Here is a 23,136-nt window from a genome sequence, read left to right as displayed (position 1 = left end):
TTTCTTTTGTAGCATAGGAGGAATTAGCATGGAAAAATGGCTAAAAGGTGATGAACGTCTAGACTATTTATTGGCTGAGAATTTACGTATTATTCAAAGTCCATCTGTCTTTTCATTTTCATTGGATGCGGTATTGCTTTCAAAGTTTGTCAATATTCCCTATCATAAAGGAAATATTGTAGATTTATGCTCGGGAAATGGTGTAATCCCTCTCTTTTTAAGTGCACGAACGAAGGGGCAAATAACGGGAGTTGAGCTTCAGCCACGCCTGTTTGATATGGCAGAAAGAAGTATTCGCTATAATCAATTAGAAAATCAAATACAAATGATTCTTGGAGATGTAAAAGAAATACCGAAACAACTGGGCATTGAAAAATATGACGTTGTTACATGCAATCCCCCTTATTTTTTAGCACATGAAGCAAGTGATAAAAATCTTAGTGAACATCATGCCATTGCACGACATGAACTCTATTTAACATTAGAAGAGGCCATTCACTCAGCAAGTAAATTATTAAAGCAAGGTGGAAAAGCAGCATTTGTGCATCGACCAGGTCGATTATTAGATATAGTTACTGCAATGCGTGCGAATCGTTTAGAGCCAAAACGAATGCAGCTTATTTATCCGAAAGAAGGAAAAGAGGCCAATACATTATTAATAGAAGGAATAAAGGATGGGAAGCCTGATTTAAAAATATTACCACCATTATATATCTATAATGAAAATAATGAATACACAGCAGAAGTGAGAGAGATTCTTTATGGAAAAGAGCAATAGTCACTATTTTTACGTGCTAGAGTGTGCGGATCAATCACTTTACGCAGGCTATACAAATAATTTAGAAAAGCGTGTAGCTGTACATAATGCTGGTAAAGGGGCAAAATATACAAGAGCTAGAGTGCCAGTAAAGTGTATTTATAAGGAAGAATTTGAAACAAAGGAAGAGGCAATGCGCGCAGAATATGCTTTTAAGCAACTAACAAGAACTCAAAAAATAGTGCATATAAGGAGGGGTGAATCGTGAAATCACAAAAAAGTACAATACACGATCAGACAGGCTGTTTATATCTTGTAGGGACACCTATTGGAAATCTAGAGGATATTAGTGTGCGGGCGCTCCGTATTTTAAAAGAGGCGGATATTATTGCAGCAGAGGATACTAGAAATACAAAAAAATTATGTAACTATTTTGAAATTGACACACCTTTAATGAGCTACCATGAACATAATCTAGCTGTAGGTGGAGAAAAATTATTAACTTTTCTACAGGAAGGGAAGACCATCGCATTAGTGAGTGATGCAGGTTTACCTTGTATTTCTGATCCTGGTGCAGATATAGTTGAAAAAGCAATTGCTCAAAACTTTCCGGTTGTGCCTATACCAGGTCCAAATGCAGCAATAACTGCATTAATAGCTTCTGGATTAACACCCCAGCCATTTTTCTTTTATGGTTTTTTAAATCGTGGAAGAAAAGATCGTCGTCAGCAATTAGAACAATTAAAAAAACGACAAGAAACGATTTTATTATATGAAGCACCTCATCGCTTAAAGGAAACATTAAAAGATATGGAAGCTATTCTGGGAAATCGTCGTATTGTTTTAGCGCGAGAGCTGACTAAGAAATTTGAGGAATTTTTGCGTGGCACCCTAGCAGAAGCTATAGAATGGTCACAAACAGAAGAAATACGTGGTGAATTTTGTATAGTCCTTGAGGGGAATCAGGAAGTCGAAGTGGAAGATTCTGAAGAGGCTTATTGGCATACACTATCTATTATCGAACACGTGGATTATATCCTTCAACAAAACGATATAAGTTCTAAAGAAGCCATTAAAGAAGTAGCCAAGGAACGACAACTAGCGAAGAGAGATGTCTATAACGAATATCATAATCAATGACCATTAAGAGTTACCTTAGGGTAGCTCTTAATTTTTTGAATTGATAACAAATGTAAATAATAGTAACCTTACAGATAAAGGTCTGACAGGGACATTATAAGGGGTACAAAATTTGGGTATAGTAGAAAGTATACATTTATATTAAAAACACCTAAATCACTGTCTTGATTTAGGTGTGTAAGCATTATTTTTTTAAGTTTGATTGAATTTCTTTTACTAACATTTCAGCGCCTTCTGGACTTAAAATTAATTTGCCTCCAACTAGACGGAAGTTATCATCTGAAACTTCGCCAGTAACAGCACATGTCATATTAGGCATATATTTTTTTAAGATGATTTTATCATCATCCACATAGATTTCTAAAGCATCCTTTTCAGCAATACCTAGTGTACGACGTAATTCGATAGGTATAACTACACGACCTAACTCATCGACTTTACGAACAATTCCTGTTGATTTCATAATAGTTTTCCTCCTAATTTATAAAAGTTATATTGGCATTTCGTCAAATTTCGACATCTTTTCTTTGTCTGATAGTTATCATACCAAGTAATGCCATAAACGTCAATTAATTAATGCACTAATATTAAGGTTTTTTAAAAATTTTTTTGAGAAGAATGCTGTTATTTCTGTTATTTTAAAAGGTTTTTAATAAATATTTTTGATTATAGTAAAAAAGGTTCTTATTTAAGTCAGTAAATGGATTAAATATATTATTCGACAATTTTCGCGAATGGTAAACTTTCATTGAAACGAATTTCGTACTTCGTTAGAATAGAAAGTATATTGTAAAACAATGGAGGCAGTTCTTGTGAGTGAACAAAAGAAAACATTCTATATAACAACACCCATTTACTATCCAAGTGGGAAGTTTCATATTGGTACGGCATATACGACCGTTGCATCAGATGCGATAGCACGTTATAAACGTTTACGTGGTTATGATGTTCGTTTTTTAACAGGTATGGACGAGCATGGACAAAAAATTCAAGAGAAGGCAGCAGAGGCGGGCAAACATCCTCAAGATTATGTCAATGAAATTGCAGAGGCTGCGAAAAAGCTTTGGACGTTAATGGATATTTCTTACGATGATTTTATACAAACAACGCAAGAACGACATACAAAAGCTGTCGAAAAGATTTTCCAAAAGTTTTTGGATAATGGGGATATATATAAAGGTGAGTATGAAGGCTGGTATTGTACGCCTTGTGAATCATTCTTTACAGAGACTCAATTAGTTGATGGAAATTGTCCAGACTGTGGTCGCCCCGTCCACAAAGTAAAAGAGGAATCGTACTTCTTTAATATGAAGAAATACGCGGATCGTTTATTGTCTTATTATGAGAAAAACCTCGAATTTATTGAACCGGAGTCTCGAAAAAATGAAATGATCAATAACTTTATTAAACCGGGGTTAGAAGATTTATCAGTATCGAGAACATCCTTTGACTGGGGTATTAAAGTACCTGGGGATCCCAAACATGTTATCTATGTATGGGTAGATGCATTAACGAATTATATTACATCATTAGGATATCTTTCAGATGATGAAACATTGTTCAACAAATATTGGCCAGCAGATGTGCATGTTGTAGGGAAAGATATCGTTCGCTTCCATACGATTTATTGGCCAATTTTCTTAATGGCTTTAGATTTACCATTACCGAAAAAGATTTTTGCACATGGTTTTATTATGATGAAAGACGGGAAAATGTCTAAATCAAAAGGTAATGTCATTTATCCAGAAATGTTAATCGAACGTTATGGCCTTGATGCGACACGTTATTTCCTTTTACGTGAATTACCTTTCGGTTCTGATGGTGTATTCTCTCCAGAATCATTTATTGAACGAACAAACTTTGATCTTGCAAATGATTTAGGTAATTTATTAAACCGTACTATTTCTATGATTAACAAATATTACGATGGTATTATTCCTTCAGAGAATCTTCAATCGACAGAATTTGATGCAGCATTAAAAGAGCAGGCTGAGTCGGTACGTATTAAATATGAAGAAAGTATGGAAAAAATGCAGTTTAGTGTGGTATTGGCAGACTTATGGACATTAGTATCACGAACGAATAAGTATATAGATGAAACACAACCATGGGTATTAGCAAAAGAAGAAGCGGATAAACCAAAATTAGGTACAGTAATGCGAAATTTGGCAGAAAGCTTACACCAAATTGCTGTCATGTTACAACCATTTATGACAACAACACCTAAACGTATGATGGAACAGCTAGGTTTGGATGACAAATTCTTAGCATGGGATACAATTGAAACATTCGGCAATACTATTCCAGCAAACATTAAAGTGGTAGAAAAAGGGATACCTATTTTCCCTCGTTTGGAAAATGAAGTTGAAATAGCTTATATCCGTGAAGAAATGCGTGGTTCTGTAAAAACTTCACAAGAAGAAGAAGTTAAAAATGAGACAAAGAGTGATGGGAACCCAGAAATTCCTGAAATTACTATTGATGATTTCATGAAAATTGATTTGCGTGTTGCGACTGTAACTGCATGTGAAACTGTGCCAAAAGCTGATAAATTATTAAAGCTTCAAGTCGACCTAGGATACGAGCAACGTCAAGTAGTTTCAGGTATTGCGAAATTCTATTCTCCAGAAGAATTAGTTGGTCAAAAAGTGATTGTCGTAGCAAACTTAAAACCAGTTAAATTACGTGGCGAATTATCACAAGGTATGATCCTAGCTGGTGAAAAAGATGGGATTTTAAAATTAGCATCTGTAGATTCAAAACTTGAAAATGGTGCAAAAGTAAAGTAACAAACGAAGATTGGCCTGCTGAATAGATAGTATTCAGCAGGCTTTTCAAATCTGCCAGTAGAAATAGCCTTATTGTTATTTCGGAATAATTTATGTGTTATAAAAATAATGGTTTTTTAGGTATATAGAACCAACTCGAGCTTTGTCGATTAAGTGGAATGTCACAAACCCGAATCGTTTGTAACAAATTTGTAATGCTTACGAAAAATATGAAATAATAAATTTTAATAAAATCGATGTTAGGAGAATGAACGATGTTTATTGATACACATGTACATTTAAACGCAGATCAATACGAGGCAGACCTTCAAGATGTAATCAATAGAGCTTTAGAAGCTAAAGTAGAAAAAATGGTGGTTATAGGTTTTGATCGTAAAACCATTGAAAGAACTATGGAGCTGATAGAGCAATATGATTTTGTTTACGGTGTTATTGGATGGCATCCGGTAGACGCCATTGATTGCACTCAGGAAGATTTAGAGTGGATTGAGGAATTAGCAGCACATCCAAAAATAGTCGGTATTGGTGAAACTGGGTTGGACTACTATTGGGATAAATCACCAAAGGATGTTCAACAGGCACTTTTCCGCAAACAAATACAGTTAGCGCAAAAGATTGATTTACCAATTATCATTCATAATAGGGATGCAACAGGGGATGTTGTAAATATTTTACGTGAAGAAAATGCAGCATCTGTAGGGGGTGTTATGCACTGTTTTAGTGGGAGTGTAGAAACAGCACGTGAATGTATTGCTATGAATTTTATGATTAGTCTTGGGGGTCCCGTGACATTCAAAAATGCACGTTTGCCAAAAGAAGTGGCTTCGGACATCCCTCTTGAGCACTTGATGATTGAAACTGATGCTCCTTATTTAGCGCCACATCCTTATCGTGGAAAGCGCAATGAACCCGCTTTTGTGCCGTTAGTGGCGGAAGAAATTGCACGTTTGAAAGGGTTGACAATCGAGGAAATTGCACAAGCAACTACCGACAATGCGAAAAAATTTTTTGGGATTGACAGTTAATTAGCTAAGATGCCTCCAATACAGGGTTTATGGTTGGCAAAAACGAAGAAGTCAATTTTCAAAGAAATACTTTCGGGTTGACAGTGCCAAAACTAGTCCGTATAATCCAACCTTGTATTAAGGAGGCGTTTTTTCATGTCAAATAATTCCATGAAAAACTTGTTCTTAGGATCATTGAGGAGTAAGCAAACAGTGATAAGAATTATTTCACTTGTCCTGTTTGTATCTGTAATCTCTTTCGTGCTTTATCAAGGTACGAAAAAAGCCGTAAAGCTTGAAGCAAATGGAGAAACAATCGAATTATCCACACATGCCAAAACTGTAGAACAATTATTACAAGATCAAAATATAGATGTAGCAGCGCATGATAAAATATCACCCTCTCTGAACACCAAAATTGTTAATGGCTTAGCAATTCAATGGGAACAGGCAAAAGAAGTAACAATTTCAGTTGATGGAAATCAGTCAAAAGTATGGACAACTGAAACACTAGTGAAAGACATTTTGAAGGAAGCGAATATTGAAGTATCTGAACATGACTCTTTAGCACAAGGTCTAGATACTGAGCTAGGCGCAGAAAACAAAATCGATATTCAAAGAGCGTTTCAATTAACGCTTGTCGATGGCGTAAACAAAAGACAAGTATGGTCCACTTCGACTACGGTCGCTAACTTTTTAAAACAACAAGGAATTCAGTTAAATGAATTCGATCGTGTCGAAAATAACCTGGAGGACGTTCTTACTCCGGCGAGTAAAATCACAGTAGTTCGCGTAGAAAAGGTTATCGATGTAGTGGAAGACTCTTTAGATTTCGCAGTTGAAAAGAAGCAGGATGCTTCATTGCAAAAGGGGAAAGAAAAGGTAGTAGCAACGGGGCAGAAAGGTTCTGTTTCTCGTACGTATGAAGTTGTCAAAGAAAATGGGAAGGTTGTAGCAAAGAATCTACAATCTGAGGCAGTTTTACAAGAGCCGAAAAAGCAAGTAGTTGCAGTCGGAACTAAAACTGTAGTTGCAAGCGCGGCGACTGTATCGCGTGGTTCAGCAGAGCCGGCAAGCGGTAAAGAGTTCTATGTAACGGCAACAGCCTATACACCATATTGCAACGGTTGCTCAGGTACATCAGCAACTGGTATAAACTTGCGTTCAAATTCCAATTTGAAGGTGGTAGCAGTTGACCCTTCTGTTATTAAGCTTGGCTCAAAAGTTTGGGTTGAAGGGTATGGTACAGCTATTGCGGGAGATACTGGTGGCGCAATCAAGGGTAATAAGATCGATATACTTGTACAAACAGATGCCCAAGCACGTAACTGGGGACGTAAGAAAGTGCGTATTAAAGTATTAAATTAAAAAAATTGTAAAATAAATCAAAATGTTTTTCACTAAGGGCTTTCCTGTTTTGACTGGCGGGAAAGCTTCTTTTTTTATTTTTAGCGGCCAATCAATGTTATACGTATAGGTACCTGTGAGTCTTGTATTCCTGTACAAACAGTATCATGCAGTTGTAAAATGGTCAGAAGATAAGGTAGAAAAGAGGAGCCTTTTTGCAAATAAAAGAAATTATCGTGGTTGAAGGAAAAGATGATACGACAGCTATTAAGCGCGCCGTACAAGCAGATACTATAGAAACAAATGGATCTGCTATATCTGAAGAGACATTGAAACGGATTCAGCATGCACAGGAGAAACGTGGAGTTATTGTATTTACGGATCCTGATTATCCAGGACGTCGCATACGTGCCATTATTGAAGAGCGTGTTCAAGGGGTCAAGCATGCTTTTTTACCGAAAGCGAAAACAATTGCGAAGAATGGCAAGGGATTAGGAATTGAACATGCAGCAGACGTCGATATTCGGGAAGCGCTACGACTTGTCTATACCCCTAATCTGGATGTACCAAACGAAGATGATATAACACTAGAGGATTTAATGACAGCTCGTTTAATTGGACATCCGCAGGCAAAGCATCGTCGTGATCGTCTCGGTGAATTATTAAATATAGGTGCTACAAATGGTAAGCAGCTCCATAAAAGATTGAAGATGTTTCAAATTACAGAAAAACAATTTGGTGCCGCAGTTGCACAGCTAGATCAGGAGGAAAATGATGCATAAGGATATAGCAACACCAATTCGAACGCAGGAAATTTTAAGAAAATATGGATTCTCATTTAAAAAAAGTTTAGGACAGAACTTTTTAATTGATCCAAATATATTAAGAAATATAGTTAGCCATGCCAACTTAACAGAAAATAGTGGGGCAATTGAAGTTGGTCCAGGTATTGGGGCATTAACTGAACATTTAGCGAGAAGTGCTAAAAAGGTCGTTTCCTTTGAAATCGACCAACGACTATTACCTGTGTTAGAGGATACACTTAGCCCCTACAATAATGTGTCTATTGTCCATTCTGACATTCTAAAGGCTGATGTTGCTAAAGTGATTGCAGAGGAAATGCCAGGAATTGAAGATATTATGGTTGTGGCCAATTTACCGTATTACGTAACTACACCAATTTTAATGAAATTATTGAATGATCGATTGCCGATTCGTGGTTTCGTTGTCATGATGCAAAAAGAGGTGGCAGATCGTATAACGGCTAAACCAGGAACGAAGGAATATGGTTCATTGTCGATTGCGATCCAGTATTACGTAAAGGCAGAAATTGCTATGACAGTACCTAAGACGGTTTTCATGCCACAGCCTAACGTCGACTCAGCAGTCATTCGCCTTATTAAGCATGATGAGCCGCCAGTAAAGGTTATTAACGAGGATTTTCTTTTTGTCGTGACGCGTGCCTCTTTCGTACAGCGTAGAAAAACGATTTATAATAACCTACAATCTGGTTTGCCTAATGGTAAAGCACAAAAGGACTTCATACTAGAAGCTTTAGCTGTTGCTAGTATCGAACCAACCCGCCGTGGTGAAACTTTAACGATTCAAGAGTTTGGAAAATTAGCGGATGCGCTATATCCTGTATTTGCAAAGTAAAAAATTTTGTTAACATTTTTTTCTTAGATGTAAAAAAATATATGTTTTTTATAAAAAATAAGTTGACAAGATTTATGAGGTGCTGATAAAATATTATATTTTGTTGACATTTTTGGGCGATTCGCTTATACTAGTTATTAGTGAGGTGTAAGCGAAAATGCCAAAAACTTTAGCGGACATTAAAAAGTCGTTGGATTGTCATTTGGGTAAACGTTTGCAATTAAAAGCAAACGGTGGTCGCAAGAAAACGGTTGAGTGTGCAGGGATATTACGTGAGACATATCGCGCCATCTTTGTAGTTGAACTTGACCAAGAAGACAATACGTGTAAGCGCGTATCGTATAGTTACACAGATATTTTAACTGAAGCAGTAGAGATTACATTTTTAGACGAAGCAAAGGCTGCTGTCGCAAAATAGTTTCTAGTACTTATTTCTATATTTTTGAAACACTCATGTATGTTAAAAACTACATGAGTGTTTTGCGTTTTCACGGGGCATACTAATGTGGTCAGTTGTTAAAGGAGGAGTTTATATGCCTAGAAAGGGTATCATGTCACCTCGATTAAAAGAAGAGATCGCAAAAGAACTTGGATTTTATGATGTTGTGCAAAAGGAAGGCTGGGGCGGCATAAAAGCTCGAGATGCTGGTAATATGGTCAAACGTGCCATTGAAATGGCTGAAAGAGCAAGTAATGAGCAAGAGCGTAAGTAGACTATTTCAAATAAAATAGACGACTTATTAAGTTTCATTCAGCAAGGATGAAAATCCTTACTGACACAACAAATACAGCTGACGAGAGAGAACCGTTACTCCAAACAGGGTATACGGTTCTTTTTTTCCATTTTCGTAATCTCAATATGGTAAAATAAAATGAATAATCTTGTGCGAAAAAGGAATTGTTTATATGTGTTGCTATAAGGGAGGAAGAAAGATGCTTTATGTAAAGGCGCCTGCAAAAATTAATTTAACATTAGATGTACTTTATAAAAGACCTGATAATTTTCACGAAGTAGAGATGGTTATGACAACCGTCGATTTAGCTGATCGTATCAGTCTTGAATCTCGAGAAGATGGTGTGATCCAAATAATTTCAACGGATAATTTTGTACCCAACGATCATCGTAATTTTGCTTATCAGGCAGCGCGTCTCATTAAAGATACATATGGCATTAAACAAGGTGTATCCATTACTATTGAAAAAGAAATCCCTATTGCTGCCGGCCTTGCTGGTGGTAGTAGTGATGCAGCTGCTACACTTAAGGGTCTAAATGAGCTTTGGAATTTAGGGTTATCTATAGATGAATTGGCTGAACTAGGTGCTAAAATCGGTTCAGATGTATCATTTTGTGTCTATGGTGGCACGGCACTAGCCACAGGACGAGGAGAAAAAATAAAGGAAATTCCTGCCCCGCCTAACTGCTGGGTAGTATTAGCAAAACCTAAAATCGGCGTATCCACTGCTGAAGTATATGGAGGTCTTAAGGTAGAAGGGCTGGAGCATCCCAATACGAAGCAAATGATACAGGCTATTGAAACGAAGGATTATGAACTATTATGTTCTTCTTTAGGAAATGTTTTAGAAACTGTAACATTTAAGCTACATCCAGAGGTCGTGATGTTAAAGGAACAAATGAAACGCTTTGGTGCAGATGCTACATTAATGAGTGGAAGCGGTCCGACTGTTTTTGGGCTAGTGGATAGTGAAGCTCGTGTCAGTCGTATTTATAATGGTTTACGTGGGTTTTGTGAGGAAGTTTATGCAGTAAGAATACTAGGTGAGCGAAATACGCTTGCTTAGAAACGCAAATTTGTGTTAATTTTACCTATAAATATTCGTGTTTAGGAGAGGGTCGCATGAAATGGAAACGTAGTGAACGACTAGTTGATATGACGTACTATTTACTAGAGCATCCACATCAGCTGATCCCGCTAACTTATTTTTCAGAACTATATCAATCTGCGAAGTCATCCATTAGTGAGGATTTAACGATTGTAAAAGAAACTTTCGAAGAAAAAGGAATCGGGTTATTGATGACAGTGCCGGGTGCTGCAGGAGGAGTGAAATATATTCCCAAAATGTCCGAGCCAGAGGTGCGTTCAGTTATTCAGGATTTAAAGGCAGAGCTTGAGCATTCAGATCGCTTATTGCCTGGTGGTTACTTGTTTATGACAGATTTACTAGGGAACCCAGATTTAATTAACCGAGTAGGGAAGGTTTTTGCTTCTGCTTTTGCAGATCAACAGATCGATGTCATCATGACAGTAGCAACGAAGGGTATATCTATAGCACATGCCATTGCTAGACATTTAAATGTGCCAGTAGTTGTTGTGCGAAGAGATAGTAAGGTAACAGAAGGTTCTACTGTAAGTATTAATTATGTGTCTGGTTCTTCCAGAAGAATTCAGACAATGGTATTATCAAAAAGAAGCATGAAGAGTGGTCAGCGGGTCTTGATTACCGATGATTTTATGAAAGTCGGCGGTACTATGAATGGCATGAAAAATTTATTAGAAGAATTTGATTGTCAATTAGCGGGGATTGCAGTGCTTGTTGAGGCTGAACATGCGGACGAAACGTTAGTAGACGATTACTATTCACTTGTAAAGCTTCATGAAGTGAATGAAAAAGATCGAACAATTGCATTAAGTGAAGGTAACTATTTTTCTAAAAGGGGATATGACAAATGAAAGTAGTAGCAACATCAAATGCACCAGCAGCAATTGGGCCATATTCGCAAGGGATTATTGTGAACGGTATATTTTATAGTTCTGGACAAATTCCATTAACAGCTACAGGTGAATTAGTGGAAGGCGATATTACTGTACAAACAAATCAGGTATTCGCCAATGTAAAAGCAGTATTAGAAGCAGCGGGATCATCTTTAGAAAATGTTGTAAAGACTACAGTGTTTATGAAGGATATGAACGACTTTGTTGCAATGAATGAAGTCTATGCAAGCCATTTTGGGGAGCATAAGCCTGCACGTTCTGCTGTAGAGGTAGCTCGACTTCCAAAAGACGTAAAAGTAGAAATTGAAGTTATTGCTATTGTTAAATAAAGAATAAATGAATGAAGCCCACTATGAAGAGCGTTTGTTCTGTTTAGGGGGCTTTTTTTTATCGGTGACAAACAATTGTCAAAATTTCCGTAAATAAGAAAAAATATTATCCTCTAAAGTATTCAAATTTTTTAGAAAATTTGATAGACTATAAAAAGGAAAATATTCGGTAATTAAGAATATGATAATTTTATTTAGGCATCCAAGAGAGAGGTGGTGAGAAAATGGAAGTTACTGATGTGAGATTACGTCGGGTACAGACGGATGGTCGCATGCGTGCGATTGCTTCCATTACACTTGACAATGAGTTTGTTGTTCACGATATTCGTGTAATTGATGGAAATACTGGATTGTTCGTAGCAATGCCAAGTAAACGAACACCAGATGGTGAATTTAGGGATATCGCTCATCCAATTAATTCTGACACTCGTAATAAAATTCAAGAGATTATTTTAAGCGCCTATCATAACTCTAGTGAATTAGAGGAAACGGGTGAAGAAGTAGAATTAGAGGGCATTGGTGTTTAGTTAAAAGGTAATAACTAACTATTTAAGAAGTAGTTACAATTTATAGTTGATTTTATTGGTAAAAAATTTTAAGAACTCTTCAAATTTTGAAGAGTTCTTTTTATTTTGATAAAAAGAGAAAACCAACAGTTTTAGGATATACTTCATGACATTCGAGCAGAAGGTGCAGTGGATTTTGGAATTCATCTTTTTGTCAACTCTACATGCCTTGAAAATAGATGAATTATGCTATATAGTCATAAGAGAAAATGAGCGTATTGGAGGACTTACAGATGAGCAATATTTTTGCTGTCATTTTGGCTGCAGGTCAAGGTACACGTATGAAGTCCAAATTATATAAAGTGCTCCATCCAGTTTGTGGGAAACCGATGGTACAACATGTGGTGGATCATATTCAAACGTTAGATGTGAATCGCATTGTAACGGTTGTTGGACATGGTGCAGAAAAAGTGCAACAACAGCTTGGAGATAAAAGTGAGTATGTTCTTCAAGCCGAACAGTTAGGGACAGCACATGCTGTTCAACAAGCTGAGGGAATTCTAGGGAATGAAGAAGGAACAACTTTAGTTGTTTGTGGTGACACACCGCTAATTCGTCCCGAAACTATGCAGGCTCTATTTGAGCATCATCAGGCAAAGAATGCTAAAGCAACAATTTTAACTGCAATTGCGGAAAATCCAACTGGCTATGGCCGTATTTTACGTAGCGAGAACGGGCAAGTAGAGCAAATTGTTGAACAAAAGGATGCTTCAGCAGCACAGCAATTAGTAAAAGAAATAAACACGGGCACATACTGCTTTGATAACAAGTTGTTATTTGAAACTTTGAAATTAGTGAAAAATGACAACGCTCAAGGTGAATACTATTTACCGGATGTTATTGAAATTCTACAAAAGCAAGGTGATATTGTAGAAGCATATGTGACAGATGATTTTGAAGAAACGCTTGGTGTCAATGACCGTGTTGCTTTATCACAGGCAGAGACATTAATGCGTGCGAGAATTAATGAAAAGCATATGCGTAATGGTGTGACAATTATTCACCCTGAAACGACATATATTAGCGCGGAAGCTGTTATTGGAAGTGATACTGTCATTCAACCTGGTTGTATGATAGAAGGAGCCACTGTAATCGGAGAAGATTGCAATATTGGCCCAAATACTCAAATTGCAGATAGCCGAATTGGAGATCGTACAACGGTGCATTCTTCTGTTGTGCGTGAAAGCGCTATTGCGGAAGATGCAGCCGTTGGACCATTTGCTCATATTCGACCACTTTCAGACATCGGTAGCCATGTGAAAATTGGTAACTTTGTAGAAGTGAAGAAAAGCAAGCTAGGTAATGACACAAAAGTATCGCACTTAAGTTATATTGGTGACGCTGAGATTGGCAGTAACGTCAATATTGGCTGCGGTTCCATTACAGTTAACTATGATGGGAAAAATAAGTACAAAACAATTATTGAAGATGATGTATTTGTAGGATGTAATACTAACTTAGTAGCGCCAGTAAAAGTTGGAAAAGGTTCATTTATTGCAGCAGGTTCTACAATTACAAAAGAAGTACCTGAAGATGCACTTGCAATAGCTCGTGCAAGACAAGAAAACAAACCTAATTATGTAAGCAAATTAAATTTAAAATAATTATCAACTAAACAGGAGGCCATCATGCCGTATCATTATGCAAACTCACAATTAAAAATATTTTCTCTAAACTCAAATAACCCATTAGCTCAAGAAATTGCGCAAGAAATGGGTGTAGAATTAGGGAAATCTTCTGTTAAGCACTTCAGCGATGGAGAAGTTCAAATTAGCATTGAAGAAAGTATTCGTGGTTGTGATGTGTTTATCGTGCAGTCAACTTCTGCACCAGTAAATGAACATTTAATGGAGCTTTTAATTATGGTAGATGCAGTTAAACGTGCATCTGCTCGTACAGTAAACGTCGTAATGCCTTATTATGGTTATGCACGCCAAGATCGTAAAGCAAAAGCGCGCGAACCAATTACAGCTAAATTAGTGGCAAACCTACTTGAAACAGCTGGTGCAACACGAGTGATCGTATTAGATTTACATGCACCTCAAATTCAAGGTTTCTTCGATATCTTAATCGACCACTTAATGGCAGTACCATTATTATCAGATTACTTTAAATCTAAAGGTATTCCTGAAGATCAAATCGTGGTTGTTTCACCAGACCATGGTGGGGTAACACGTGCTCGTAAAATGGCGGAACGTTTAAAAGCACCAATTGCAATTATTGACAAGCGACGTCCAAAACCAAATGTTGCGGAAGTTATGAACATTGTGGGTAATGTTGATGGTAAAGTGGCAATCTTGATTGATGATATTATTGACACTGCAGGTACAATTACGATCGGTGCAGATGCATTACGTGCAGCGGGTGCAAAAGAAGTATATGCTTGCTGTTCTCACCCTGTACTATCTGGTCCAGCAATTGAGCGTATTGAAAACTCTTCAATTAAAGAATTAGTCGTGACAAATACAATTCAGCTTGCGGAAGATAAAAAATCTCCAAAAATTACAGAGCTTTCTGTAGCTAAATTAATGGCTGATGCAATTTCTCGCGTGTACGAAAACAAATCTGTAAGTACTCTCTTCGATTAATCATAAAGATATTATATAAAGGGCAAATCTATCTTTTAGATGGATTTGCCCTTTTTTCTTTAATTTAATCAAGGGAAAGAGTGTATTATGTGTGAATCTCCTAATAAAGGGGTATAATAGTAAATGTGTCTTCATAATATTTACACTACTTTAAAAAATAGAGGTAAATATTATTATAGCCTTAAACAACATAGTCACAAAAATGCTGAGTGGCTGATTTGTTGATAAGGCGTAAATAATTTTCTTGGAAGGGGAATAAAGAGGTATGAGTACAGTATTAAGTGTTACAAAGCGCGAAACTGGGCATCGTTCGACATTAACCCAACTTAGAAAAGGGGGAGCCATTCCTGCAGTTATTTACGGCTATAAGTTAGATTCAACCCCAATTTCTATTTCTGCAAAAGAATTTAAGAAATCCATTCAAAAAAATGGGCAAAACAGTGTGTTTTCATTAGATTTAGAGGGGAAAAAAGTGAATGTAGTTGTATCAGAAGTACAGCAATGTTCATTAAAAGATGAAGTTAATCATGTAGACTTTTTAGCGATTAATATGGCGGAGGAATTAGAGGCTGATGTGCCAATTAAATTAATTGGTCAGTCAGTTGGAGTGAGTGAAGGCGGTATTTTAATGCAGCCTAACTTAGAATTAAAAGTGAAGGTTAAACCAGCTGAACTACCTGATTCCATTGAAGTCGATATCTCATCACTGAAAGTAGGGGAATCTCTGACAGTGGCGGAGATTCGAAATCAAACGCCTATAGAAATTATTAGTGAAAATGATTACCTATTAGTAACCATTGTTGCCCCTGTTTCTGCTGAGCAAGAAGAAGTTACTGCTAGTGTAGAAGAAGAGCAAGTGTAAAATAAATTATTTATCAGGCTAGTAAGAAAGCTAAAAACTTTCTTACTAGCTTTTTTTGTAAGGTTAAAATGGGATTTAGCAATTGTTCAAAATGCTTTCTAGGCATGTGATATGGTAAAATAATGACTATTAGATTTGAAAGAAGAGAGGTACTTATGAAAATTATCGTTGGCTTAGGAAACCCAGGTAAACCGTATGAGCACACTAGACATAATATTGGTTTTGATGTGATTGATGCGTTAGCAGAAAAATGGGGAACACCTTTAACAAATTCTAAATTTAATGGAATGTACACAACTGTTCATCGACCTGAGGGAAAGGTTCTACTTGTTAAGCCTTTAACATATATGAATTTATCAGGGGAATGTGTAGGTCCCTTAATGGATTATTTTGATATTGATGTGGAAGATCTAATTGTTATATACGATGACTTAGATTTGGAAACTGGAAAATTACGCTTGCGCCAAAAAGGAAGTGCAGGTGGCCATAATGGCATTAAATCCTTAATTCAACATTTAGGTACGCAGGAATTTAATCGAATCCGAGTAGGCATTAGTCGTCCACCAGCTGGCATGAAGGTTGCAGACTATGTATTAGCAAAGTTTTCAAAGGAAGATCAGGTTTATATGAAAGAAGCCATTGAAAAGTCTGTAAACGCTGTAGAAGTATCTCTTTCAAAGCCGTTTCTTGATGTGATGAATCATTTTAACAAGTAAAGTCGAGAATTTAGTTAAAATTGGATACAAAAGTCTAAGTTAAGCTCATGCATATATGGATAAGTCTTGCCTTTTAGAAAAAATTAATTCGCCAATTTTTAAGTTCATATAATGCTGAAGACACGAAGATAGTGCATAATCTGATTTATAAATGTCTATACTTTAAGTAGAAAGTTGCTTAAAGGAGGATGATTTGGAGATGTCAGTTCGCTATCGATGTCGGCATTGTGAAGTAGAAATAGGGACACTACCATTTGATGCAGATGATACAATTCGAAAACTACATATTTTCGAATTGGGAGAAGCCGATGATTATGTTGAGAAAGATCAACATGGACATACGACTGTGCACTGTATTTGTGAGCAATGTGAGGATTCGCTGAGACAATATCCAGATTATCATGCACTCAATAAATGGATTCAATAATTGGAAGGATGCTTTGACACACTTCATGTGTGTTCAAGGCTTTTTCCATTTCGTAAAATGGCTAATAAAAATATATAAACTAGCACTAGAATACTAGTAATGACAAATAGAATTTTTATGCTGAAAGGAGCTTTTGACTGTGGAAGTTTTACGACAGCTTGTGTCGCGAGATAAACATATTACATCATTTTTACAGGAGATTCAGAGCGGTCAAACTGCATCACAGCTTATTACAGGTTTAACTGGAAGCGCACGTCCCGTAATGGTTGATGCGTTATTTGAATATGTAAAGAAGCCGATATACATTGTGTCTCCTAATCTACTGCAGGCACAAAGAATGGTGGATGAGCTTGCTGGACTTTTAGGTGAAGAAAATGTTCACTATTACCCAGCGGACGAATTTATTGCTGCAGATCTTTCTGTGGCTTCTCCAGAATTACGAGCGGAGCGAATCGCAACGCTTGATTGCTTAGCTAGAGGCGAGAAAGCTGTTTACGTGATCCCTGTTGCAGGTTTAAGGAAGATCATGCAGCCGAAGGAACATTGGCTACACTACTTTTTACAAACAACTGTGGGCGATGAAATTGAAGTGGATGCATGGCTACAAACATTAGTTGAAATGGGCTATGTCCGGAATTCCATGGTGACTACTCCTGGCGAATTCGCCTTACGTGGAGGCATACTTGATATTTATCCACCGTATTTAGAATCACCTATTCGGATTGAATTATTTGATACTGAAGTAGATTCTATAAGAACATTTTCGGCAGATGACCAACGTTCTATTGATAAATTACAAAAAATTCGTATACTTCCTGCTTCTGAGGTTATTCTTACAAAATCAGAAAGACAGAACTTGGCAGGCCGTTTAGAAAAAGCCTTAGCCACAAGCCTAAAGAAAGTTAAAAAGCAGGAAACAAAAGAACTCCTTTATCAGCATATTCAGTATGATATTGAATTGCTACAACAAGGAAATCTTCCTGACTATGTCAATAAATATGGGTCATTACTATACGAAAAAACGGCTTTTTTAGGTGACTATTTTGCACGAGATGGAATTGTTCTGTTTGATGAGCTTGGACGTATCCAGGAAGTTATGGACGCCTGGGAACGTGAAGAAGAGGAATGGTTTTTATCTTTAATTGAAGAAGGGAAAATGGTTCATGATGTTAAACCAGCCTTCACATTAAAGGAAATAGTGGCAATGTTGTCACAACAAAAGCTTTCCTTTTCATTATTTTCACGTACATTTTCGGGAATAACGTTTAATAAGACGACTAACTTTTCTTGCAAGCCCATGCAACAATTTCACGGACAAATGGCATTGCTACAAAGTGAGATTGAACGCTGGTTACTGGGCAAATTTACAGTACTCATCGTAGCCAGAGATAAAGAGCGTGTGAAACGTGTTCAGCAAATGCTAGAAGAGTATGATATCCATGCAGCAATAGGTGAGCCTACAGAGCCTGGAATTTATATTGTCGATGGAGCATTGTCAAGTGGTTTCGAATTACCGCTCCAACGTATGGCCATTGTAACAGAGGATGAACTATTTAAGCAGCAGGCAAAGAAAAAAGCACGTACGCAAAAAATGACGAATGCTGAACGTATTAAAAGTTATACGGAAATTAAACCTGGTGATTATGTTGTTCACGTTCACCACGGAATAGGGAAATATATTGGTGTAGAAACGTTAGAGGTAAATGGAACACATAAGGATTACTTGCATATTCGTTATCGTGCAGACGATAAATTATATGTACCTGTCGAGCAAATAGACTTAATCCAAAAGTATGTGGCATCAGAAGACCGAGAGCCGAAGCTACATAAATTAGGTGGCGCAGAGTGGAAAAAAGCTAAAGCTAAGGTATCATCAGCTGTACAGGATATTGCAGATGATCTAATTAAGCTTTATGCGAAACGAGAAGCTGAAAAAGGGCATGCTTTTACACCTGATAATGATGATCAGCGTAACTTTGAGGCAATGTTCGCCTATGAAGAAACTGAGGATCAGCTACGTTCTATTATTGAAGTAAAAAGGGATATGGAACGTGAACGTCCTATGGATCGCCTAGTTTGTGGTGACGTAGGTTATGGTAAAACAGAAGTGGCTATTCGTGCTGCATTTAAAGCTATTCAAGATGGCAAACAGGTTGCCTTTCTTGTCCCTACAACTATTTTAGCTCAGCAACATTATGAAACAATTCGTGAACGTTTCCAGGACTTTGCTATTAATGTAGGATTGCTATCACGCTTTAGGTCAAAGAAAGAGCAAACAGCTACATTAAAAGGGTTAAAAGAAGGGCAAGTCGATATAGTTATCGGGACACACAGAATCTTATCAAAGGATTTATTATTCCAGGACCTTGGTTTATTAATTGTTGATGAAGAACAACGTTTTGGAGTAACGCATAAAGAAAAAATTAAGCAGTTAAAAACAAATGTCGATGTGTTAACGTTAACAGCCACACCAATTCCGAGAACACTCCATATGTCAATGGTAGGTGTCCGAGATTTGTCTGTTATTGAAACACCACCTGCCAATCGATTCCCTGTTCAAACATATGTGATGGAACATAGTGGAGCCCTAGTACGAGAGGCTATCGAAAGAGAGATGGCACGTGGCGGACAAGTGTTTTACTTATATAACCGAGTAGAAGATATGGCTAGAAAAGTTGAGGAAATTCAAGTGCTCGTTCCGGAGGCGCGAATAGGTCATGCACATGGGAAAATGTCAGAGTCGGAATTAGAATCAGTCATATTATCCTTTTTAGAAGGAGACTATGATGTACTTGTGACAACGACTATTATTGAGACTGGTGTTGATATTCCCAATGTCAATACTTTAATTGTTCACGATGCTGATCGAATGGGCTTAGCTCAGCTCTATCAATTGCGTGGCCGCGTTGGGCGTTCTAACAGGGTAGCCTATGCCTATTTCATGTACCAGCGTGATAAAGTTTTGACAGATGTTGCCGAGCAAAGATTACAGGCTATTAAAGAATTTACGGAGCTGGGGTCAGGCTTTAAAATTGCTATGAGAGATTTATCTATTCGAGGCGCGGGGAATTTACTTGGAGCGCAACAGCACGGCTTTATTGATTCAGTTGGTTTTGATTTATATTCACAAATGCTCCAAGAGGCAATTGAAGAGCGTCAAACAGGTGTGAAAAAAGAAGAAAAACCTGAGATTGAAATTTTATTAAGTGTCGATGCGTATATTCCTGATGCCTATATCCCTGATGGATACCAAAAAATTCAAATGTATAAACGCATTAAAGCGATGGATCTGGCGGAAGAGTATGGTGAAATCATGGAGGAATTAGAAGATCGATTTGGTGATCTTCCAATTGAAACAGAGCGTCTACTTCGTGTAGCGCGAATGAAAGTATGGGGATTAGGTGCAGGAGTAGTCTCTGTAAAGGAGAAGCAGAAACTTATAACAATCATGCTGTCTGAGCAGGGGACAGCAAACGTTGATGGTAGTAAAATTATTGAAGAGTCCATGAAATTTGAACGTGCTGTTGGTTTTGGTATGGATGGCATGCAATTAAAATTAACGATTGATGAGCGGAAGTGTGGAAAACATCAACCCTTCGACATTTTGGAAGAGCTGATGCAAATTATTGATCAAGCAAAGAAGCTATAGTAAAGAGGCCGTCCTATCTTTTGAAGAAAAGATAAGACGGCCTTTTTTCTTTAAATTTTAATAAATTAATTATAGAAACTTATTCCTTGGGTACTCTAATAACGAGTTGATTGGTGTAATGCAAGTTTTTTGAAAAAAATTGATGGTTGTGAAATCCTTTTTCTTCAGTTTTTGCATAGATTTCTTAAATAAAAACCATACTATAGTTGAATAAAAAATTTTATTGTAGCGAAAGCGAGGCATTAGAATGAAGGCAACAGGAATTGTTCGTCGTATTGATGATTTAGGGCGTGTAGTTATTCCAAAAGAAATTCGTAGGACGCTACGTATTCGTGAAGGCGACCCTCTTGAAATTTATACGGACCGTGAAGGTGAAGTCATATTAAAAAAATATTCTCCGATTAACGATTTAGGAGAATTTGCAAGAGAATATGTTGAAACATTATATGAAACATTAGGAACACCAGCATTTGTTACTGACCGTGATGAAGTGATTGCCGTAGCAGGGATTGGTAAAAAAGAATATATCAATCGTCGTATTACGTCCTTTGCAGAAGGCTTCATGGAAGAGCGCTCTACAAAGATTGAAAAAATGGAGACATCCATTGAAATTGTTCCTGGACAATATGAGCAAGTAAAATCATATTGTGCAACACCTATTATGGTGAATGGTGACCCAATTGGTTGCATTATAGTATTGTCTAAAGTGCATTTTGTTGGTGAGGTAGAAGTGAAAGTAGTGGAAACGGCTGCAAACTTCTTAGCGAAACAAATGAATAGCTGATGCATGTAAAAGTTATTGCGGTGACCTTTTAGGCCGAGTAATAACTTTTTTTGCGTACATAAATATGGGTCAAAGTAGGAACTGTATTGTTGCTTGGCGCGTCAAACTTTTTAGATATGCTATACTATTGGCATTGTTAAGAAGGAAAGAGGGCAATTTATGTCTCAACGTTTTGGTATGAAAAGCTACATGAAGGGAGCAGCCTTATTGACAATTGCTGCACTTATAGTAAAAGTACTTAGTGCAATTTACCGTGTACCTTTTCAAAATCTAGTTGGTGATGAAGGCTTTTATATTTATCAACAGGTATATCCAGTCATTTCAATTTTCGTTGTTTGGACATCTAGTGGCTTTGCTGTAGCCATTTCAAAAATGCTTGCAGATAATGATTGCATAGTTGATACAATAGAACGTAATGAAAAAAGAAGCATTATAATGCGTGTCGTTTTCCGTTATTTGACGGTGCTCTCGTTGTTGTTTTTTGCAGTCTTATTTGGAGGTGCTGAAAAAATAGCCCAGCTGATGGGTGATAATCAACTGGCACCATTGATACGAACAGGCTCCCTTGTAGTATTGGTAATGCCAGCGCTTGCTATTTTGAAAGGCAGTTTTCAATCTAGAGGGATTATGGAGCCTATTGCTTATGCTCAGGTCGTTGAACAGGCGATTAGGGTAACCGTTATTTTAACAGGAACCTTTGTCATTATGACTACCACAAAATCACTATATGCTGCGGGGAAAATGGCCGTTATTGGTACAGTGATAGGGGAAATTACTGCATTTTTATTACTTGCCTATATTTTTTCTAAACGCTTTGGGCTATTCCGTGTGCATTTACGTCTACACAAGGCTAAAAGCTTGCCTATTATTAAAGAAGTTACGTGGCTTAGCTTAAGTGTAAGTATGAGTGGTCTTTTGTTACTTGGCTATCAATTAGTTGATTCCTTTACGATCTATTCGTTATTAATCGATCATGGTATGGACTCTACAGTTGCTAAAGAAACCAAGGGGATTTATGATCGTGGACAGCCGCTAGTACAACTAGGAGTTGTTATCGCATCCTCGTTATCCCTTGCAATTGTTCCACTTGTTGCTCATTTATCGAAAAAACAAGAAGGGCGAAGTGCCATTCCATTTATCCAATTAACGTACAAAGCTTCTATTTTGTTTGGTTGGGCTGCTTCGCTAGGATTAATGCTTGTTATGCCCTATTTAAATGAAATGCTTTTTAAAACCAATGTATTATCCGAAGTATTAATTGTGTATGTATTCCAAATCGTGCCTTTGTCGATTATTCTTACATTTACAGCCATTTTACAAGGCTATGGAAAATTAAAGAAACCAGCCCTATTCTTAATGATAGGGTTTGTGCTAAAAATAATATTAAATGTTCGTTTGATAGGCTGGCTTGGTGTATTAGGAGCAGCTATTGCAAATGATATAGGATTACTATTAACAGCATTCTTGCTTATTGTTTATTTAAAAACAATGACTGGTATTCAATTAGCACCCATCGAATTTTATAAAAAAGTGGGGCTCGCATCAATCAGTATGGCAGTGGTCGTATTGGTATGGTTACAGATGGTGTCGGCTTTTTTAGGCCATTTAGTGTCATCACGTTCAGTAGCGGTGATCGCAGGTTTTACAGCTGTCGGCTTGGGGGCGTTTGTTATGCTTACAATGATTGCGAAGAAACGAGTGTTAGTAGAAAAAGAGTGGTATTTATTACCGTTTGGGCGTAGAATGGCCGTTTACCAACTATGGCTAAATTCAAAGAAGTAGGTGGAAAT

23 protein-coding genes are annotated in these 23,136 nt (G+C 37.1%); 22 read left to right on the top strand and 1 reads right to left on the bottom strand.

What is annotated here, in order from left to right; genetic code table 11:
- Positions 1 to 28 precede the first annotated feature (28 nt).
- From B3D94_RS05470 to rsmI, 3 genes are read left to right on the top strand one after another with little or no spacing between them, the layout of a single operon-like run.
- A complete protein-coding gene (locus tag B3D94_RS05470; protein ID WP_291755536.1) occupies positions 29 to 778 on the top strand; it encodes a tRNA1(Val) (adenine(37)-N6)-methyltransferase in 750 nt (249 codons plus the stop codon).
- A complete protein-coding gene (locus B3D94_RS05465) occupies positions 762 to 1,025 on the top strand; it encodes a GIY-YIG nuclease family protein (RefSeq protein WP_069483069.1) in 264 nt (87 codons plus the stop codon). The genes B3D94_RS05470 and B3D94_RS05465 overlap by 17 nt, the downstream gene beginning before the upstream one ends.
- Positions 1,022 to 1,897, top strand: coding sequence for a 16S rRNA (cytidine(1402)-2'-O)-methyltransferase (rsmI, locus tag B3D94_RS05460; protein WP_069483068.1), 876 nt, complete (start codon positions 1,022 to 1,024; stop codon positions 1,895 to 1,897). Before B3D94_RS05465 ends, rsmI begins: the two co-directional genes overlap by 4 nt.
- A gap of 184 nt (positions 1,898 to 2,081) precedes the next feature.
- Here the strand turns inward: rsmI and B3D94_RS05455 are convergent, their stop codons facing one another.
- Positions 2,082 to 2,360 carry an AbrB/MazE/SpoVT family DNA-binding domain-containing protein gene (locus B3D94_RS05455; RefSeq protein WP_004229214.1) on the bottom strand — a complete coding sequence of 93 codons (279 nt, stop codon included), beginning with the start codon at positions 2,358 to 2,360 and terminating at the stop codon, positions 2,082 to 2,084.
- 334 nt (positions 2,361 to 2,694) lie between these two features.
- Between B3D94_RS05455 and metG the strand changes: the two genes are divergently transcribed.
- The 19 genes from metG to B3D94_RS05360 all read left to right on the top strand — a co-directional run bounded on the left by metG (position 2,695) and on the right by B3D94_RS05360 (position 23,128).
- Positions 2,695 to 4,686: a methionine--tRNA ligase gene (gene metG / locus B3D94_RS05450; RefSeq protein ID WP_414673977.1), complete on the top strand. Its 1,992-nt coding sequence runs from the start codon at positions 2,695 to 2,697 to the stop codon at positions 4,684 to 4,686.
- A 254-nt stretch (positions 4,687 to 4,940) separates the two neighbouring features.
- On the top strand, positions 4,941 to 5,711 hold the full coding sequence (locus B3D94_RS05445) for a TatD family hydrolase (protein ID WP_069483066.1): 771 nt from the start codon (positions 4,941 to 4,943) through the stop codon (positions 5,709 to 5,711).
- 135 nt (positions 5,712 to 5,846) lie between these two features.
- A complete protein-coding gene (locus B3D94_RS05440) occupies positions 5,847 to 7,058 on the top strand; it encodes a G5 and 3D domain-containing protein (protein ID WP_069483065.1) in 1,212 nt (403 codons plus the stop codon).
- Between the two features lie 194 nt (positions 7,059 to 7,252).
- Positions 7,253 to 7,819, top strand: a complete 567-nt coding sequence (gene rnmV / locus B3D94_RS05435) for a ribonuclease M5 (protein ID WP_069483064.1) — start codon at positions 7,253 to 7,255, stop codon at positions 7,817 to 7,819.
- Positions 7,812 to 8,693 (top strand): 16S rRNA (adenine(1518)-N(6)/adenine(1519)-N(6))-dimethyltransferase RsmA, encoded by an 882-nt coding sequence (rsmA, locus tag B3D94_RS05430; RefSeq protein ID WP_069483063.1) that lies wholly within the window; start codon positions 7,812 to 7,814, stop codon positions 8,691 to 8,693. Before rnmV ends, rsmA begins: the two co-directional genes overlap by 8 nt.
- A gap of 157 nt (positions 8,694 to 8,850) precedes the next feature.
- Complete coding sequence (veg, locus tag B3D94_RS05425; RefSeq protein ID WP_004229199.1) at positions 8,851 to 9,111, top strand: biofilm formation stimulator Veg; 261 nt, start codon at positions 8,851 to 8,853, stop codon at positions 9,109 to 9,111.
- 115 nt (positions 9,112 to 9,226) lie between these two features.
- Positions 9,227 to 9,406: a small, acid-soluble spore protein, alpha/beta type gene (locus tag B3D94_RS05420; RefSeq protein WP_025116349.1), complete on the top strand. Its 180-nt coding sequence runs from the start codon at positions 9,227 to 9,229 to the stop codon at positions 9,404 to 9,406.
- Between the two features lie 220 nt (positions 9,407 to 9,626).
- Positions 9,627 to 10,493 (top strand): 4-(cytidine 5'-diphospho)-2-C-methyl-D-erythritol kinase, encoded by an 867-nt coding sequence (gene ispE, locus B3D94_RS05415; RefSeq protein ID WP_069483062.1) that lies wholly within the window; start codon positions 9,627 to 9,629, stop codon positions 10,491 to 10,493.
- Positions 10,494 to 10,549: 56 nt separating this feature from the next.
- Positions 10,550 to 11,383: a pur operon repressor gene (purR, locus tag B3D94_RS05410; RefSeq protein ID WP_069483061.1), complete on the top strand. Its 834-nt coding sequence runs from the start codon at positions 10,550 to 10,552 to the stop codon at positions 11,381 to 11,383.
- Positions 11,380 to 11,754 (top strand): RidA family protein, encoded by a 375-nt coding sequence (locus B3D94_RS05405; protein WP_008181603.1) that lies wholly within the window; start codon positions 11,380 to 11,382, stop codon positions 11,752 to 11,754. Before purR ends, B3D94_RS05405 begins: the two co-directional genes overlap by 4 nt.
- Positions 11,755 to 11,978: 224 nt before the next feature.
- Positions 11,979 to 12,281: a septation regulator SpoVG gene (spoVG, locus tag B3D94_RS05400; RefSeq protein ID WP_069483060.1), complete on the top strand. Its 303-nt coding sequence runs from the start codon at positions 11,979 to 11,981 to the stop codon at positions 12,279 to 12,281.
- 272 nt (positions 12,282 to 12,553) lie between these two features.
- Positions 12,554 to 13,924 (top strand): bifunctional UDP-N-acetylglucosamine diphosphorylase/glucosamine-1-phosphate N-acetyltransferase GlmU, encoded by a 1,371-nt coding sequence (gene glmU, locus B3D94_RS05395; RefSeq protein ID WP_069483059.1) that lies wholly within the window; start codon positions 12,554 to 12,556, stop codon positions 13,922 to 13,924.
- A 24-nt stretch (positions 13,925 to 13,948) separates the two neighbouring features.
- Entirely contained in the window at positions 13,949 to 14,908 is a 960-nt protein-coding gene (locus B3D94_RS05390) for a ribose-phosphate diphosphokinase (protein ID WP_036122044.1), read from the top strand.
- A gap of 265 nt (positions 14,909 to 15,173) precedes the next feature.
- Positions 15,174 to 15,770 carry a 50S ribosomal protein L25/general stress protein Ctc gene (locus B3D94_RS05385; RefSeq protein WP_069483058.1) on the top strand — a complete coding sequence of 199 codons (597 nt, stop codon included), beginning with the start codon at positions 15,174 to 15,176 and terminating at the stop codon, positions 15,768 to 15,770.
- A 155-nt stretch (positions 15,771 to 15,925) separates the two neighbouring features.
- Positions 15,926 to 16,486, top strand: coding sequence for an aminoacyl-tRNA hydrolase (gene pth, locus B3D94_RS05380; RefSeq protein ID WP_069483057.1), 561 nt, complete (start codon positions 15,926 to 15,928; stop codon positions 16,484 to 16,486).
- A gap of 199 nt (positions 16,487 to 16,685) precedes the next feature.
- Positions 16,686 to 16,913, top strand: a complete 228-nt coding sequence (locus B3D94_RS05375; RefSeq protein WP_008180264.1) for an anti-sigma-F factor Fin — start codon at positions 16,686 to 16,688, stop codon at positions 16,911 to 16,913.
- 139 nt (positions 16,914 to 17,052) lie between these two features.
- Positions 17,053 to 20,562 carry a transcription-repair coupling factor gene (mfd, locus tag B3D94_RS05370; RefSeq protein ID WP_291755500.1) on the top strand — a complete coding sequence of 1,170 codons (3,510 nt, stop codon included), beginning with the start codon at positions 17,053 to 17,055 and terminating at the stop codon, positions 20,560 to 20,562.
- A gap of 247 nt (positions 20,563 to 20,809) precedes the next feature.
- Complete coding sequence (gene spoVT / locus B3D94_RS05365) at positions 20,810 to 21,346, top strand: stage V sporulation protein T (protein WP_012291886.1); 537 nt, start codon at positions 20,810 to 20,812, stop codon at positions 21,344 to 21,346.
- A 159-nt stretch (positions 21,347 to 21,505) separates the two neighbouring features.
- Positions 21,506 to 23,128, top strand: coding sequence for a putative polysaccharide biosynthesis protein (locus B3D94_RS05360; protein WP_069483055.1), 1,623 nt, complete (start codon positions 21,506 to 21,508; stop codon positions 23,126 to 23,128).
- Positions 23,129 to 23,136: the final 8 nt, after the last annotated feature.

The organism is Lysinibacillus sp. UBA5990, from assembly GCF_002429815.1.
Taxonomy (GTDB): Bacteria; Bacillota; Bacilli; order Bacillales_A; family Planococcaceae; genus Lysinibacillus; species Lysinibacillus fusiformis.
This window is presented reverse-complemented; position numbering and strand designations above follow the sequence as displayed.

Bases quoted from the DNA above. Each gene is read 5' to 3' on its own strand.
- B3D94_RS05470 (WP_291755536.1), top strand. From the start codon at position 29: ATGGAAAAATGGCTAAAAGGTGATGAACGTCTAGACTATTTATTGGCT.
- B3D94_RS05465 (WP_069483069.1), top strand. From the start codon at position 762: ATGGAAAAGAGCAATAGTCACTATTTTTACGTGCTAGAGTGTGCGGAT.
- B3D94_RS05455 (WP_004229214.1), bottom strand. From the start codon at position 2,360: ATGAAATCAACAGGAATTGTTCGTAAAGTCGATGAGTTAGGTCGTGTA.
- metG (WP_414673977.1), top strand. From the start codon at position 2,695: ATGGAGGCAGTTCTTGTGAGTGAACAAAAGAAAACATTCTATATAACA.
- B3D94_RS05445 (WP_069483066.1), top strand. From the start codon at position 4,941: ATGTTTATTGATACACATGTACATTTAAACGCAGATCAATACGAGGCA.
- B3D94_RS05440 (WP_069483065.1), top strand. From the start codon at position 5,847: ATGTCAAATAATTCCATGAAAAACTTGTTCTTAGGATCATTGAGGAGT.
- rsmA (WP_069483063.1), top strand. From the start codon at position 7,812: ATGCATAAGGATATAGCAACACCAATTCGAACGCAGGAAATTTTAAGA.
- veg (WP_004229199.1), top strand. From the start codon at position 8,851: ATGCCAAAAACTTTAGCGGACATTAAAAAGTCGTTGGATTGTCATTTG.
- B3D94_RS05420 (WP_025116349.1), top strand. From the start codon at position 9,227: ATGCCTAGAAAGGGTATCATGTCACCTCGATTAAAAGAAGAGATCGCA.
- ispE (WP_069483062.1), top strand. From the start codon at position 9,627: ATGCTTTATGTAAAGGCGCCTGCAAAAATTAATTTAACATTAGATGTA.
- purR (WP_069483061.1), top strand. From the start codon at position 10,550: ATGAAATGGAAACGTAGTGAACGACTAGTTGATATGACGTACTATTTA.
- B3D94_RS05405 (WP_008181603.1), top strand. From the start codon at position 11,380: ATGAAAGTAGTAGCAACATCAAATGCACCAGCAGCAATTGGGCCATAT.
- spoVG (WP_069483060.1), top strand. From the start codon at position 11,979: ATGGAAGTTACTGATGTGAGATTACGTCGGGTACAGACGGATGGTCGC.
- glmU (WP_069483059.1), top strand. From the start codon at position 12,554: ATGAGCAATATTTTTGCTGTCATTTTGGCTGCAGGTCAAGGTACACGT.
- B3D94_RS05390 (WP_036122044.1), top strand. From the start codon at position 13,949: ATGCCGTATCATTATGCAAACTCACAATTAAAAATATTTTCTCTAAAC.
- B3D94_RS05385 (WP_069483058.1), top strand. From the start codon at position 15,174: ATGAGTACAGTATTAAGTGTTACAAAGCGCGAAACTGGGCATCGTTCG.
- pth (WP_069483057.1), top strand. From the start codon at position 15,926: ATGAAAATTATCGTTGGCTTAGGAAACCCAGGTAAACCGTATGAGCAC.
- B3D94_RS05375 (WP_008180264.1), top strand. From the start codon at position 16,686: ATGTCAGTTCGCTATCGATGTCGGCATTGTGAAGTAGAAATAGGGACA.
- spoVT (WP_012291886.1), top strand. From the start codon at position 20,810: ATGAAGGCAACAGGAATTGTTCGTCGTATTGATGATTTAGGGCGTGTA.
- B3D94_RS05360 (WP_069483055.1), top strand. From the start codon at position 21,506: ATGTCTCAACGTTTTGGTATGAAAAGCTACATGAAGGGAGCAGCCTTA.